Source organism: Dermabacter sp. HMSC08H10, from assembly GCF_001807585.1.
Lineage (GTDB): Bacteria > Actinomycetota > Actinomycetes > Actinomycetales > Dermabacteraceae > Dermabacter > Dermabacter hominis.
Genome location: NZ_KV789429.1, coordinates 365,319 through 380,247 on the forward strand (window position 1 = coordinate 365,319; position 14,929 = coordinate 380,247).

10 protein-coding genes are annotated in these 14,929 nt (G+C 61.4%); 2 read left to right on the forward strand and 8 right to left on the reverse strand.

Annotated elements, in window-relative coordinates; genetic code table 11:
• Positions 1-101: 101 nt before the first annotated feature.
• The 7 genes from rpoB to rplJ all read right to left on the reverse strand — a co-directional run bounded on the left by rpoB (position 102) and on the right by rplJ (position 8,361).
• Positions 102-3,587, reverse strand: a complete 3,486-nt coding sequence (rpoB, locus tag HMPREF3176_RS09870) for a DNA-directed RNA polymerase subunit beta (protein ID WP_034372215.1) — start codon at positions 3,585-3,587, stop codon at positions 102-104.
• 306 nt (positions 3,588-3,893) lie between these two features.
• Positions 3,894-4,664 (reverse strand): hypothetical protein, encoded by a 771-nt coding sequence (locus HMPREF3176_RS09875; RefSeq protein ID WP_141742419.1) that lies wholly within the window; start codon positions 4,662-4,664, stop codon positions 3,894-3,896.
• Between the two features lie 65 nt (positions 4,665-4,729).
• Positions 4,730-5,533: a hypothetical protein gene (locus HMPREF3176_RS09880; protein WP_016664009.1), complete on the reverse strand. Its 804-nt coding sequence runs from the start codon at positions 5,531-5,533 to the stop codon at positions 4,730-4,732.
• A gap of 16 nt (positions 5,534-5,549) precedes the next feature.
• The gene (locus tag HMPREF3176_RS09885; RefSeq protein ID WP_141742420.1) at positions 5,550-6,326 is read right to left on the reverse strand and encodes a hypothetical protein; all 777 of its coding nucleotides are present in this window, start codon (positions 6,324-6,326) and stop codon (positions 5,550-5,552) included.
• Positions 6,327-6,341: 15 nt separating this feature from the next.
• Positions 6,342-7,196 carry a hypothetical protein gene (locus HMPREF3176_RS09890; RefSeq protein ID WP_070460086.1) on the reverse strand — a complete coding sequence of 285 codons (855 nt, stop codon included), beginning with the start codon at positions 7,194-7,196 and terminating at the stop codon, positions 6,342-6,344.
• Positions 7,197-7,341: 145 nt separating this feature from the next.
• Positions 7,342-7,728 (reverse strand): 50S ribosomal protein L7/L12, encoded by a 387-nt coding sequence (rplL, locus tag HMPREF3176_RS09895; RefSeq protein ID WP_061211095.1) that lies wholly within the window; start codon positions 7,726-7,728, stop codon positions 7,342-7,344.
• 117 nt (positions 7,729-7,845) lie between these two features.
• Entirely contained in the window at positions 7,846-8,361 is a 516-nt protein-coding gene (gene rplJ / locus HMPREF3176_RS09900) for a 50S ribosomal protein L10 (protein WP_070460089.1), read from the reverse strand.
• Between the two features lie 681 nt (positions 8,362-9,042).
• On the opposite strand from rplJ, the gene adhE reads away from it, so the two are divergent.
• Positions 9,043-11,658, forward strand: coding sequence for a bifunctional acetaldehyde-CoA/alcohol dehydrogenase (adhE, locus tag HMPREF3176_RS09905; protein ID WP_070460092.1), 2,616 nt, complete (start codon positions 9,043-9,045; stop codon positions 11,656-11,658).
• Between the two features lie 93 nt (positions 11,659-11,751).
• Here adhE and HMPREF3176_RS09910 read toward each other — a convergent pair whose 3' ends face one another.
• A complete protein-coding gene (locus HMPREF3176_RS09910; RefSeq protein ID WP_070460095.1) occupies positions 11,752-12,933 on the reverse strand; it encodes a Gfo/Idh/MocA family protein in 1,182 nt (393 codons plus the stop codon).
• Between the two features lie 364 nt (positions 12,934-13,297).
• On the opposite strand from HMPREF3176_RS09910, the gene HMPREF3176_RS09915 reads away from it, so the two are divergent.
• Entirely contained in the window at positions 13,298-14,881 is a 1,584-nt protein-coding gene (locus HMPREF3176_RS09915) for a peptide MFS transporter (RefSeq protein WP_070460097.1), read from the forward strand.
• Positions 14,882-14,929 lie beyond the last annotated feature (48 nt).

Sequence of the window (14,929 nt, forward strand, 5' to 3'; positions counted from 1 at the left end):
TCTAAAAAGTCGTCAAGGTCTGAATGGTTGGGGCTGAGATCTTCGGGGGATGAAGGTCCGACGGTCGCTGGGCAAGCGTCGGACCCTCCCCCGACGATCGATCAGACCTCTTCGATATTGATCGCGCCCTCGTTCGGGCGGCTCGACAGGTTGATTCCGAGTTCCTCCGCGCTGCGGAAGATGTCGTCGTCGCGGTCGCGCACCTCGAGGTTCTGGCCGTCGGCGCCGAGGACTTCGACGTTCAGGCACAGGGACTGCATTTCCTTGAGGAGCACGCGGAACGACTCCGGAATGCCCGGCTCGGGAATGTTGTCGCCCTTGACGATCGCCTCGTAGACCTTCACGCGGCCCGTGATGTCGTCCGACTTGATCGTGAGGAGCTCCTGAAGGGCGTAGGCGGCGCCGTAGGCCTCGAGTGCCCACACCTCCATCTCGCCGAAGCGCTGACCGCCGAACTGGGCCTTACCACCGAGCGGCTGCTGGGTGATCATCGAGTACGGGCCGGTCGAGCGAGCGTGCAGCTTGTCGTCGACGAGGTGGTGCAGCTTGAGGATGTACATGTAGCCGACCGAAATCTCGTGCGGGAACGGCTCGCCGGTGCGGCCGTCGAGCAGGCGTGCCTTACCGTTCGGGCGGATCATGCGCTCGCCGTCGCGGTTCGGCCTGTAGTTCTCAACGAGAGCGCCGAGCTCAGTGTCGCTCAGGCCGTCGAACACGGGCACGGCAACCGGGGTGCCGGGCTCGCCGTGCAGGGCGTCCTTCGGGAGATCCTTAGCGGCGGGGTTGGATTCGTCGATGTCCCAACCGGACTTCGCAACCCACCCGAGGTGGGTTTCCATCACCTGGCCGATGTTCATACGACCGGGCACACCCATCGGGTTGAGGATGATGTCCACCGGGGTGCCGTCTTCGAGGAACGGCATGTCCTCGACGGGCAGGATCTTCGCGATGACGCCCTTGTTGCCGTGGCGGCCAGCGAGCTTGTCACCGTCGGTGATCTTGCGCTTCTGCGCGATGTACACGCGCACCATCTCGTTGACGCCGGTCGGGAGGATGTCCGAATCTTCTTCCGAATCGAACACGCGCACGCCGATCACGGTGCCGGATTCACCGTGGGGAACGCGCAGCGACGTGTCGCGCACCTCGCGGGCCTTCTCACCGAAGATCGCGCGCAGGAGGCGCTCCTCGGGTGTCAGCTCAGTTTCACCCTTCGGGGTGACCTTGCCGACGAGGATGTCACCGGGGACAACCTCGGCGCCGATACGGATGATGCCGCGCTCGTCGAGGTCGGCGAGAACGTCTTCGCCAACGTTCGGGATGTCGCGCGTGATCTCTTCCTTACCGAGCTTGGTATCACGGGCATCGACTTCGTGCTCCTCGATGTGGATCGACGTGAGCACGTCGTCCTGGACGAGGCGCGAGGACAGGATGATGCCGTCCTCGTAGTTGTGGCCGTGCCACGACATGAACGCCACGAGGAGGTTCTTGCCGAGCGAAAGCTCGCCGTCTTCGGTCGAGGGGCCATCGGCGAGGACCGAGCCGGCCTCAACGCGGTCACCTTCGTCGAAGAGAACGCGGTGGTTGTAGCAGTTACCGGCGTTCGAACGCTGGAACTTGTCAATGCGGTAGGTCTGGTTCGTGCCGTCATCCGCCGCAACGGTGATGAGGTCGGCGGAAAGCTCGGTGATCACACCGGCCTTCTCCGCAACAATCACATCGCCGGCGTCAACAGCTGCACGACGCTCCATACCCGTACCCACGAGAGGCATCTCGGTGCGCAGGAGCGGGACGGCCTGGCGCTGCATGTTCGAGCCCATGAGAGCACGGTTCGCGTCGTCGTGCTCGAGGAACGGAATCATCGCGGTTGCGACCGACACCATCTGTCGAGCCGAAACGTCCATGTAGGTGACGTCGCTCGGGTCGATCAGCTCGGGCTCGCCACCGGGCATACGCGAGAGCACCTGGTCTTCGAGGAACTTTCCGTTCTCATCGATCTTGGCGTTTGCCTGAGCGATGATGTGGCGATCCTCGTCGTCAGCCGTCAGGTAGACGATTTCGTCGGTCACGACACCGTCAACAACCTTGCGGTACGGGGTCTCGACGAAACCGAACGGATTGATGCGCGCGAAGGTTGCGAGCGAACCGATAAGACCGATGTTCGGGCCTTCCGGCGTCTCGATCGGGCACATGCGGCCGTAGTGCGAGGGGTGCACGTCTCGAACTTCCATGCCGGCACGGTCGCGCGACAGGCCGCCCGGGCCGAGCGCCGAGAGGCGGCGCTTGTGGGTGAGGCCCGAAAGCGGGTTGTTCTGGTCCATGAACTGCGAGAGCTGCGAGGTTCCGAAGAACTCTTTGATCGCCGCGGTCACGGGACGGATGTTGATGAGCGTGAGCGGCGTGATCGCTTCGACGTCCTGGGTCGTCATGCGCTCGCGAACGACGCGCTCCATGCGGGACAGGCCCGTGCGAACCTGGTTCTGGATGAGCTCGCCTACGGCGCGAATACGACGGTTGCCGAAGTGGTCGATGTCGTCCGTTTCCACGCGGATCTCGGTGCCGAAGCTGTTCTCCATGCTGTCCATGCCAGCGTGGAGGGCAACGATGTACTTGATCGTCGCGATGACATCCTCGAGGTTGAGCACGCTCTCGCTGAGCGGGCCTTCGAGACCAAGCTTCTTGTTGATCTTATAGCGGCCGACCTTCGCGAGGTCGTAGCGCTTGTCGTTGAAGTAGAGGTTGTTGAGCATCGTCTCGCCGGCATCGCGGCTGGGCGGTTCGCCCGGGCGCTGCTTGCGGTAGATGTCCATGAGGGCCTCGTCCTGAGACTCGACCTTGTCCTTTTCGAGCGTGGCGCGCATCGATTCGAACTCGCCGAACTCCTCGAGGATGTCGCTCTTGGACATGCCGAGCGCCTGGAGGAGGGTCGTCACGGACTGCTTGCGCTTACGGTCGATGCGCACACCGACCTGGTCGCGCTTGTCGACCTCGAATTCGAGCCATGCGCCGCGCGAGGGGATGACCTTCGCGCTAAAGACGTGCTTGTCGCTCGTCTTGTCGATGCTCTCTTCGAAGTACACGCCGGGCGAGCGCACGAGCTGCGAGACAACGACGCGCTCGGTGCCGTTGATGATGAACGTGCCCTTGTCGGTCATGAGCGGGAAATCGCCCATGAACACGGTCTGGGTCTTGATCTCACCGGTCTCGTTGTTCATGAACTCCGCCGTCACGTACAGCGGGGCGGCGTAGGTGAGGTCCTTTTCCTTGCACTCCTCGACCGAGTAGTTCGGCTCTTCGAAGGAGTGGTTCCTGAAGGAGAGCGACATATTTCCGGCGAGATCCTCAATGGGCGAGATCTCTTCGAAAATGTCGGCGAGGCCAGAGGTCTGCGGGACGTCTTCGCGTCCGGCCGCTTCTGCTTCGGCCGCGCGCTCCTGCCAGCGCTCGTTACCGAGCAGCCAGTCAAACGAGCTCGTCTGGAGCGAAAGAAGATCGGGAACTTCGATGGGATCGCCAAGCTTCGCGAAGGTGACGCGGGGCGAGGCGGTGCGCAGTGCAGTGGTGTGAGAATCGGTGCTCGAGGCAGCCAAGGGTTATCCTTCCACGGGATGAGGACTCGTACACGCTTCGATAGACTCGATGTGCTTCGGCCCCTCATTCACGACCAACCCCGCTATATGAGTCGAATGAGTTGAAAAAGGGCGCACGAAACACGGGCGCTAAGTTTCAAGAGTATGCGAGAGTGGCTCCGCCCTCAAGACCTCGCACGAAAAAACTGGCGAGACTGTGGTCACGTCAGCAGTCGAGCCGTCCCGCGTGGGCCGGTCGTATCGACTCGACAGCCGCGCACGTCGCCTCGGTGGGAAGGTCGCGCCTGGATGCACGTGCGGGGTTCCTCACGCCGCTTCACGCTTGATTTTTTCGATCTGCGCTTTGATGAACGGGGCACTGGTCGGAGCGTCGATGTTGTCCACCTGGATGAAAATATGGTTCTTTCCTCGGGACACTACGCCGAAGTAGGAGGTCGAATACATGCCTTCACCGTCGGAAAAGTGCATGTACACAAACGTGTCCATATCTTCGCCGCCCGGGGTGATGTATTCGTAGAAGCTCGGCTTCTCCCCTCGCTCGTCGGGGCACGTTCCCCACGGGAGACGAAAGACCTCCATGATATTGACGTCCTCGTCGGTCTGGAACGCGATGACCCGAGCCTTCGGGGGTTCACCCACACTCCCCTGCCAGTCGGGGTCTTCCGTGTATTCAGCCGTCACGACTGTGTGCACGCCGGATTGCGGTGTCTGCATCGCTTCCACTGCCGCTTTGCATTCTTTTCTGTAGTCCGCCTCAAGGTAGCTTGGGTCGGGGATTTCAATAGGGAAAGATATCTGCTTATTGGCTGGTCGCTCCGTTGTGATGTCGACCTCGCTAAGGATCAGCAACTCGCCCGAGTCCTCTGGCGTGAGAAGCCACTTTGCGGGCTCGCCCACCGGCTCTTCGGGGGAATCTTGGTCCGACGGCTGCTCGCTCGGCACAGCGCTCGTGGGTGCGGGTTGTCCACCCGCGCCCACGCTCTTCAGTGCTCCACAGCCTGATGCAGACAGCGTCAGGGCGAGTACGGCAAGCGCTACGGAAAACCTCCGAACCGTGAGAAGACCAGGTTCGTTCACGACAACGCACTTCACGACACCTACGTCCTTTCCAAGCGCACACCCGGCCTCGGCGCTACAAATGTCTACCCGGCAGAGTCCACTGATCGATCGAAAAGGTCTACTTGAGCTTTGATGAAGGCGACCGCTTGGGATTCTTCGACGCCCTGAACATAGAGGAAAAGTTGCGCCTTGCCGGCGGAGCGCCCACCAATATAGAAGTGCTTTCCATCAGCCATGATGTGAACAACGTCAAGGTCGTCGACCTGCTCGACGCTCACGTCGAATTTCCCGCCGATATCGCCACATGCCTTCGCCGCCTGGCTATAGAGCGTCATCACGTCAGTTTCCTCGTCAAGGATGACCGTCGCAGCATTGATGCTCACGTCCTCGCCGGGTGTCACAGGTGCGATATCACCTTTATACGTCGCAATCGCACCTTGAGCGATAGTGCCGTGAAAGCTCTCGATCTTCTGCGAAACCTCGGCGCACTCGGGAATCTGTGCGGCTTCGGCGCCGAGTGTAAATTGCAGTGTGAAGTCTCGATCGCTTGAGTCCTCAATCGAGGTCTTGAGGTCGTAATCCTCGACGCCATCGATGAGGGTATTCTCGGGCTTCAGAATCCACGTCGCCGGGTCGTTCACGTCGCCCGCCTCTTGCTCACCAACTCCACCGGCTGAGGTTTTGCCCGTTCCGCCCTTGCTTGAGGATCCGGAGTTTTCTGCGCCCGCCGAAGAGTCAGCGGAAGTGGAGGAGGCGTCGGACTTTTCCTGTTCCCTCGCACTGAGCGCGCCACACCCGCCCAGAGCGCCGACAAGGGCAAGTGCGGCGAGGGCTGAAACCCACGCGCGCGGGCGCAAGAGAGCAGTGGGAAAGATCGTCTGAGTCATGGGGAGCACCTCGCCATTACGTTGCGTTACCTACGGAGCGTTCAAAAAGGTCGATCTGGGCATCGATCACGGCCTTGGCCTCGTCATCACCGACATCGGACATGACGACAAAGATATGGCGCTTGCCGCTGGACTTTCCAGCGAGGAAGAACTCTTCGTCGGGAAGCTTGACGTGCACCCCTTCACCACCAAAAGGTTTTTCAACGGTGACCGGGGGCGCGCCCTGGATATTTCCGCACTTTTGCACAACATCGTTGTAGAAGTCCATGACGTTCATGTCGTCGGGGGTCGTCAGCGCGACAATCTTAATCATCGACTCCGCATTGACGGAGCCCGGAGCGGGCTGCCCTCGAAGCACACTGGTCGCAACAGCCTCGGACGTAAACGTTGCATTGTCGAGCGTGGTGACTGCGTCTGTGCATTCTGCTGAAATATTCGGGTGCTCGAGTGAGAAGTTCAGCTCGAAGTCCCCCTCCTCTTTGTCGACTTCTACCTCGCTGGGTTTCATGCCGTCCACCGGCAGATGCTCCTCGGTAAGAAGCCATGACTTCACATCATCGGGATTGCCCGCGGGCTGCTTTTTCCGGTCGGGAACGCCGCGCCCGCCGCTCCCCTTCGTTTGCCCGTTGTCGCCTGCATTATGCGAGTTCGACGAGGAGCCCGCTTGGTCGTTCTGTCCAGCATCGGTAAGCGCTCCGCACCCAGTCAGCGATGTGGCTAGGGCGAGAGCGGCGAGGCCCGAAAACCACATACCTGAACGGCGAGCAGATATGAATGCAGTTGCGTTGCTCATGACAATTCGCTACGGTCAGGCGGCATTCGTCACAGTGCGATCAAAAAGATCGATTTGGGCATCGATGTATGTTTTTGCTTGCTCAGGCTCGACATTCGCAAGGATCATCCAGACGTGCCGATTGCCGTGCGATTTACACACAATTAGCAGGTCCGCAGACCCCAATCGGGCGTGAATACCGCCGTGCCCGGGAAGCTTTTCCACGACCGACTTCGGCTCCCCGGGGGTGTTCGCACACTCACTGATGACGTCGTTATAGGCATCGCCGAGATTCAAGTCCTCTTTGGTCACAACCGCAGCTGACTGCACGGTCGCTGCCCCTTCCGTCTCATCCAACGCCTCGAAGTCACCTTCGTACTTCGCAATAGCCATGCCCTGGATGGGAACTTCAAACTCGTTCAATTTAGCCACAGCGTCCACACAGCTCTGCGATGCATTCGGATGTTCGAACGTAAAGCTCAGGGTGAATGTTCCGTCGCCGGATGGGCCGCCTTGCAGCACATCGACCGTCACACCTTCGATGCCCTTGAGCGGAACGTAAGGAGTGTTCGCAAGCCACGTCGCGGGATTGTCCACGCTGCCGGCAGGCTGCTCCTCCCCTTGAGCTGCGGGGGCGCTTTCATCGTCGGTGGGAGATGCAGAGGAGGTGCCCCCCGGCGTGGCGCTCGACGTATCGCTTGGATCGCTACTCGCCCCCTCGCTCGGCTCGGCAGATCCTCCACTCGAGCTCGAAGTGGTGGCTGCGGGAGAGGTTTCCTCCTTTTTAGCGACGCTGCTCCCGAGCGCCCCGCAGGCTGCGAGGGAAGTTGCAAGCAGCAGCGCGGCGACGCCTCGCGCGGCGCGGGTCAACGTGGGACGTGTACGTGACATGGGGGTCCTTAGGGCAGGGGGCAAGGTCCGGGCATACCTTACCAGCCGCCCTTGAGAGCCTCCTCACACCCTCGGGCTGGCAGCAAAAAGGGCCGCCCCGGCAGGGACGACCCTTTCGCTATGAAATGCGCCTAAAGCGCAGGAATCACTTGAGGGTGACGGTTGCGCCAGCGCCCTCGAGCTGCTCCTTGGCCTTCTCAGCGTCTTCCTTCGAGGCAGCCTCGAGAACCGGCTTCGGAGCGCCATCGACGAGGTCCTTCGCCTCCTTGAGGCCGAGACCCGTGAGAGCGCGCACCTCCTTGATGACGGCAATCTTGGCCGAACCGACCGACTCGAGGATGACGTCGAATTCGTCCTTCTCCTCAGCAGCGGCAGCTTCGCCACCGGCAGCGCCGCCAGCAGCGGCAACGGCAACGGGGGCAGCAGCGGTCACGTCGAAGACCTCTTCGAACTGCTTCACGAACTCGGAGAGCTCGATGAGGGTCATTTCCTTGAAAGCTTCGATGAGCTCGTCGTTGGTGAGCTTAGCCATGGGGCTAGTCCTTCCTGTCAAGTGGCACCCAAGGGTGCCAGGCGCATGTGCGCCGGGTGTTTGTGTAAAAGGTTGTGCCGAGCGCGTGCATCACGCCTCGGGATGAGACTCGAAGCCTCAGCCCTCGTTCTTGGCACGCAGGGCGTCCACGGTGCGCGCGGTCTTGGTGAGCGGCGCAGCGAGAACGAAAACAGCCTTCGACATCGATGCCTTGAGAGCACCGGCAGTCTTGGCAAGAAGAACCTCGCGCGATTCGAGATCGGCAAGCTTCTCAACGTCGTCAGCCGTGAGGGCTTTGCCCTCAAAGTAACCGGACTTGACGACCAACATGGGGTTGTCCTTGGCAAAGTCACGCAGAGCCTTAGCCGGTTCGACCGGCTCGCCCTTAATGAACGCGATCGCAGTAGGGCCGTTGAGATCGCCCTCAAAGGCGTCGATCCCAGCTTCCCGGGCCGCGATGGCGGCAAGCGTGTTCTTTACCACGGCGTAGGTGGTGTCGGCACCGAGCGAACGACGCAGCGCCTTGAGCTGGTCAACGCTCAGCCCGCGGTACTCGGTCAGAATTGCCGCGCTCGACTCGCGGAACAGTTCCGTGAGCTCGGCAACGGCAGCTGCCTTGTCAGGCCTCGCCATGGCCCTCCTTCCAGAGGTCTCGAGGCCGGCCTGAAAGCTTCAGTCATGAAAAAAGCCCTGACCGCAGGGTCAAGGCTTGAGCACGCACGTATATTGCGTATCGCTTCTTGAGCACCTGCGCAGGCCGTTTCACCACAGTGAAAGCTTTCGGTCCCCCTGATGGCAGGGCGACGACCGGCGGTCTTCGGTGAGATCAACTTTACCCCCACACCCGCGGCAGCGAAACCCCACGAGCGGTGATCCCTCCCACAAGCAAGCCGCACTTCATGCCGACGTGAATCGGGCCACAGTTCAAAAATGGGGACCAATATCCCTTCGGCTGCCGTCGGACCCTAACCGGCACGTTACCGCGCTTCCATTCCGGCCTCGTCACCCTCTCTCGAGGTCCAACTTCACCCAGTATTCATGGTCTCAATGAACATGCAGGTCATTCGGGGACCTTATACCCCTAGAGCGCTAGACTGGCGCTTGTGGCCGAGACCAAAGCTGGTCCGGGCCCACTATTTCCAGATCCGCACACCACACCCCCAACCTTCCGCAAACAAACTCTCTGACCTGCACTTTTGCTTAATCTAGACAGCTATCAAACGTTGTTGAGTGCACCACGGCAGCCACGTAGGTTGGAGTCACAACGACGTACTTTTCTATTCACTCCACCCGCAGAAAAGGATGGACACGCTCATGGCAGACGCCAAAGCTACGCCCGATACGGACACGCAGGCGATGATCGACGCTCTCGCAGACAAGGGCGCGACCGCGCTCAAAGAGTTCCGCGACTTCACACAAGAGCAGGTCGATCACATCGTGCACCAGGCGGCCCTCGCTGCCCTGGACCAACACATGGCGATCGCCAAGCACGCCGTCGAAGAGACCGGGCGCGGTGTGTACGAAGACAAGATCATCAAGAACATCTTCGCCTCCGAATACATTTGGAACTCGATTAAGCACGACAAGACCGTCGGCATCCTCCACGAGGACAAGACTCGCGGTGTGATTGAAGTTGCCGAACCCGTGGGCGTCATTGCAGGCGTCACGCCCACGACCAACCCGACCTCGACCACGATCTTCAAGTCGCTCATCGCCCTGAAGACCCGCAACCCGATCATCTTCGCGTTCCACCCGAGCGCCCAGGAAAGCTCCGCCCACGCCGCACGCGTCGTGTACGAAGCTGCCGTCGAGGCCGGAGCTCCCGAGAACTGCGTGCAGTGGATCGAAACGCCCTCGCTCGAAGCGACCGGCCTGCTCATGAACCACGACAAGGTTGCCCTTGTGCTTGCCACCGGTGGCTCGGGCATGGTCAAAGCCGCCTACTCCACCGGCAAACCCGCCCTCGGCGTGGGCCCGGGCAACGTTCCCGTGTACATCGACAAGACAGCGAAGATTTCACGCACCGTCAACGATCTTTTGCTGTCGAAGACCTTCGACTCGGGCATGATCTGCGCATCCGAGCAGAGCGTCCTCGTCCATACCGACATCAACAAAGAATTCGTCGCCGAATTCGAAAAGTACGGCGGCTACTTCCTGAACAAGACCGAACGCACGAAGCTCGAGAAGTTCATGATCACCGACAAGGGTGGAGTCAACCCCGCACTCGTCGGCTCGAGCGCCCTCAAGATCGCCGAAGGCGCAGGGCTCAACGTTCCCGACTACACGAAGGTTCTCCTCGTGCCGATCGACGGTGTGGGCAAAGACCACCCGTTCAGCCAGGAAAAGCTCATGCCCGTGCTCGGCTACAAGGTCGTCAAGGACGCCGCCGAGGGCTTCGAACTCGCCGACCAGCTGCTCGAACACGGCGGTCTCGGCCACACCGCCGTCATCCACACTAGCGACGAGAAGCAGGAGCGCGAGTACGGCATCGCGATGCGCGCGTGCCGCATCGTCGTCAACTCCCCGAGCTCGCAGGGCGGCATCGGTGACATCTACAACGGCCTCATCCCTTCGCTCACCCTCGGCTGCGGCTCCTACGGCCACAACTCGGTGTCGCGCAACGTGTCGGCCATCGATCTGATCAACATCAAGCGAATTGCGGAGCGTCGTAACAACATGCAGTGGTTCAAGGTTCCGAAAACCTACTTCGAGCGCTACTCCACCCAGTACCTGCGCGACATGGAAGGTATCAACCGAGCCTTCATCGTGACCGACCCGGGCATGGTCCAGTTCGGTTACGTCGACATCGTTCTCGAGCAGCTTCGCGAGCGCCGCAACCCAATCCAGTACCAGATCTTCTCGGACGTCGAGCCCAACCCGAGTTCCGACACCGTGTTCCGCGGCGTCGAGCAGATGAACCAGTTCAAGCCCGACACGATCATCGCCCTCGGTGGCGGCTCCGCAATGGACGCCGCGAAGGGTATGTGGATGTTCTACGAGGACGGCAACGCCTCCTACTTCGGTATGAAGCAGAAGTTCCTCGATATCCGCAAGCGCACCTACACGTTCCCGAAGCTCGGTGAAAAAGCAAGCTTCGTGGCGATCCCGACGACCTCGGGCACCGGCTCGGAGTGCACCCCGTTCGCGGTCATCACCGACTCCGAGAACCACGTGAAGTACCCGATCGCCGATTACGCGATCCTTCCCGACGTCGCCATCGCCGACGCTCAGTTCGTGGACACCGTCCCCGCCCGCACGGCGGCTGACTCGGGCATGGACGCACTCACCCACGCGATCGAGTCGTATGTCTCGACCATGGCCTCGGACTACACAAAGGGCCTCTCGCTCCGCGCGATCCAGATGATCTTCGCGAACCTCCGCAAGTCTGTCCTCGAGGGCGACCGCGAGGCCAAGGAGAACATGCACAATGCCTCCACCATGGCAGGCATCGCTTTCGCGAACGCCTTCCTCGGTATCGTGCACTCGCTTTCGCACAAGGTCGGCGCCGAGTTCAACCTCGCGCATGGCCGCACGAACGCGATCTTCCTCCCGCACGTCATCAACTACAACGCGAAGAAGCCCGTGAAGCACGCGCTCTTCCCGAAGTACGAGTCGTTCCGTGCCGATGAGGACTTCGCCGAGATTGCCCGCGCACTCAACCTCCCGGCGAAGACCACGGAGGAAGGCGTCGCCTCGCTCGTCAAGGCCGTCACCGAGCTCGCCGAGGACATCGGCATCGACATGTCGCTCAAGGCGAACGGCGCGACGCTCGAGCACCTCGAAAAGACGATCGACACTCTCGCCGATCGCGCCTACGAGGACCAGTGCACGCCGGCAAACCCGAAGCAGCCTCTCGTGAGCGAACTCAAGGCGCTCATCCGCGACGCCTTCGAGGGCGAGCTCGACTACAGCGAGAAGCACGCGAAGTAAGAACGGCATTTCCGCCGCAACGGTATGAGGGGTGGCTCCGCTTGGCGGGGCCACCCCTTCTCACTGCCTCGGCACCGTTTGTGCGTCGTTCGGCTAGGCCTGCCCCGAGTCGAAATACTCGCGAATGTTCGCGGGCACGGGAGGAACCTCGAGCATCTGCCCACCCGCGCGGATCGAAAGAGCGCCGTACACGCCCGTGGCGACCGCCTCGCGCGCGGCAATCACCGACACATCCGTACGGCCACCGGTCCTCGCGAATTCGAGGAATTCATTGATGAGCCGTGGGTCAGCACCGCCGTGGCCACCGTCGGCCCTCGCGATCACCTCCACCTGATCCGGGCGAGCGGCACCCGAGTGGCGTGAGTTCCACAGGTAGATCTGATCCCCGGCGTTGTCGCCCATGTTTTCGATCCGCCCTTCGTCGCCGATGACCGTATAGTTGCGCCAATAATCCGGGGTGAAATGGCACTGCTGGTACGAGGCATAGACGCCGTTGTCCAGCGTCATATGGAGCATCGAGATGTCCTCGACGTCGATGACAGGATTGAGTTCCCTCTGCTTCGACGGCGGATAGACGTCCGCATCGAACCAGTCCCACATAGTGCGATCGGAGTTATCACGTCGGTCCTCGATGTCGCCGTAAACCTCGAGGCCGCCGATACCGGAAACCCGGCGGGTGTAGCCACCGGCGAGCCAGTGAATGACGTCGATGTCATGAGCGCCCTTCTGCAGCAAGAGCGAGAACGCGCGCGCACGCTCGGCGTGCCAATCCTTGAAGTAGAAGTCGCCGCCGGCCCCCACGAAATGCCGGCACCAAATGGCACGCACGCGACCGATTAACCCGGCATCAATCATGTCCTTCATCTGGCGGATCACCGGCATATGGCGCATGTTGTGGCCCACGTAAAGCCGCGTGCGCTTCTCGTAGGCGAGGTTTAACATCGCATCGGTGTCCTCGACAGAGATCGCCATGGGCTTTTCGGAAAACGTCGGTATACCCGCCCCGAGCGTTGTGAGTGCGATCGAGGCGTGTAGGTCGTCGGGCGCGAGGATCATGACCGCATCAACGTCGTGGCTGCCCAGAATATCCTCGACGGTGTTCACCGTGTGGACGTCCTCGCCGATGATCTCGCGCGCTTTCTTTTTGCCTCGCTCGGTGGGATCCGCGACGACCGTGACGCGGGCTCCCTCTCCCGGTTTATGCGCGTGACGCGCCAGAGCGCCACGAGCGCCAAAACCCACCACTCCTACTCGTAGATCGGCGTTCTGAGTCAACGAGATCCCCTTTCAACAGCGGTGCAGGCGCAGCCTTCACTGGGCGAGCCCACGACGCACCGATTACGTGGCCTTGGCCACTAACAGTACCCAATCACACGGCGCGAGCTCAGCAACCGCGGCGTGAGAGGCGGGCGCGCCTTCGACCGCTATCGTGCCCTAGGTCCCTACATCTCTTACCGATCCGGGCAACCGGATTACGCATAAAACTACGTCTCCTGCACCCGTCTCCTGAGCCTGCGGGCGTCCCGTTCGTCTGATGTCATGGGTGTGGCGCATATCCCGCGCAGCCCGGCCACACACCGTGCGCCGGTTGGCCCCCGCGATACGCGATTGATAGGAACGACACAGCAAGGATTTATCGATGACGACCAATCCGACCGCACAAGATTCAGCGGTATACAAGTACCGGCCCTCAAAACTACGCACGGGTCCCTCCAAGAACGATAAGTCCTTCATCGGTCACCCTGGCGGCCTACCCTGGATGCTCCAGGTCGAAATGTGGGAGCGCTTTAGCTGGTTCGGCATGCGCGCGATCCTGCTGTACTTCCTCACCGATGTCGCTGCTAACCAGGGTCTCGGTCTTTCGGATACCGCGGGACAGGTCATCGTGTCCGCCTACGGCGCTGCCGTTCTCCTCATGACCATTCCGGGCGGCATCATCGCTGACCGTATCCTCGGCCCGTGGATTTCTGGCCTCATCGGTGGATCGGTCATCATGCTCGGCCACGTGCTGCTCGCGTTCCCGGCCGCGATCACGTCGTGGTCGGGCCTGATCTGCATTGCGATCGGTACCGGCCTCATCAAGCCGAACCTCGCGACGATCGTGGGCGGCCTCTACGATGAGGACGACCCGAGGCGCGATGCGGGCTTCCAGTACTTCTACATGTCGGTGAACGTCGGCTCGCTCGTTGCCCCGCTGATCGTAGGCTTCCTGCGCGGCCACTTCGGCTACCACGTCGGCTTCCTCGCAGCTGCCGTCGGCATGGCGCTTGCACTCGTGTCGTTCTTCTACGGCCGCCACAAGCTCGGCGAGTTCGCCTACCGCATCCCGAACCCGCTCCAGAAGGGCGAAGGCGCGCGTCTCGCCCTCGGCGGCCTCGGCATCGTCGTCGTCGCGACGCTCCTGGTGCTCGGTTTCAATGCCCTCCTCGGCGAGCTTCACTCGGCGATCGCCTACTCGCTGTTCACCTTCGCTCTGATCATGAGCGCCTACTACTTCCTCACGATGTTTAAGAGCCCGAAGGTCACCGCACAGGAGCGCACGCACCTCGGCGCATTCCTGCCCCTCTGGGTCGGCCAGGTTCTGTTCGTCGTGATCTTCGAGCAGGCTGCCGGCAAGATGGCCTTCTTCGCCGAGAACAACACGGACCGCACGATCGGCGCCCTGAACCTCTCCCCCGAGGTTTACCAGTCCATCAACCCCGCCGCGGTGCTCTTGCTCTCGCCGGTGATCGCGTGGATCTTCACACGCCGCAAGGGCAAGTTCCCGAACACGGCCGCAAAATTCGCGCTTTCTCTCGTCATCATCGCGCTGTCGGCAGTGCTCATGGGCTACGGCTTCGGAACGTGGCCGGGCGCGGGCATGCTCGCCCCGTTCTGGTACCTGGGCCTCGTGTTCGTCGTGCAGACGGTTGCCGAGCTGTGCATGAACCCCGTGGGCCTCTCGGTGACGACCAAGCTCGCACCGAAGCAATTTGCCTCGCAAACCATGACCCTTTGGTACCTTGCGCCGAGCGTCGGCATGGGTCTCACGTCGGTGATTATCGACCAGGTGAAGAGGGCAAACCTCGGTGACGCCGTGTACTACTACGGCCTCGGTGCCGTGACCGTCGTCGTGGCGATCATTATGTTCTTGATTGCCCCCTGGGTGCAGTCGAAGATGGACGACGTCGATCAGCGCGAGCTCAGTGGAGCGCGTGAGGTTGGCGTGAAGGTCGCGAAGTAATCGCACCCTCCTATACGAGAGTGGGCCCCGCGCATTGCGCGGGGCCCA

What these genes read in the sequence shown, in the direction of transcription:
- adhE (WP_070460092.1), top strand. Translation starts at nt 9,043, where the DNA reads ATGGCAGACGCCAAAGCTACGCCCGATACGGACACGCAGGCGATGATC.
- HMPREF3176_RS09885 (WP_141742420.1), bottom strand. Translation starts at nt 6,326, where the DNA reads ATGAGCAACGCAACTGCATTCATATCTGCTCGCCGTTCAGGTATGTGG.
- HMPREF3176_RS09915 (WP_070460097.1), top strand. Translation starts at nt 13,298, where the DNA reads ATGACGACCAATCCGACCGCACAAGATTCAGCGGTATACAAGTACCGG.
- HMPREF3176_RS09880 (WP_016664009.1), bottom strand. Translation starts at nt 5,533, where the DNA reads ATGACTCAGACGATCTTTCCCACTGCTCTCTTGCGCCCGCGCGCGTGG.
- HMPREF3176_RS09890 (WP_070460086.1), bottom strand. Translation starts at nt 7,196, where the DNA reads ATGTCACGTACACGTCCCACGTTGACCCGCGCCGCGCGAGGCGTCGCC.
- rplL (WP_061211095.1), bottom strand. Translation starts at nt 7,728, where the DNA reads ATGGCTAAGCTCACCAACGACGAGCTCATCGAAGCTTTCAAGGAAATG.
- rplJ (WP_070460089.1), bottom strand. Translation starts at nt 8,361, where the DNA reads ATGGCGAGGCCTGACAAGGCAGCTGCCGTTGCCGAGCTCACGGAACTG.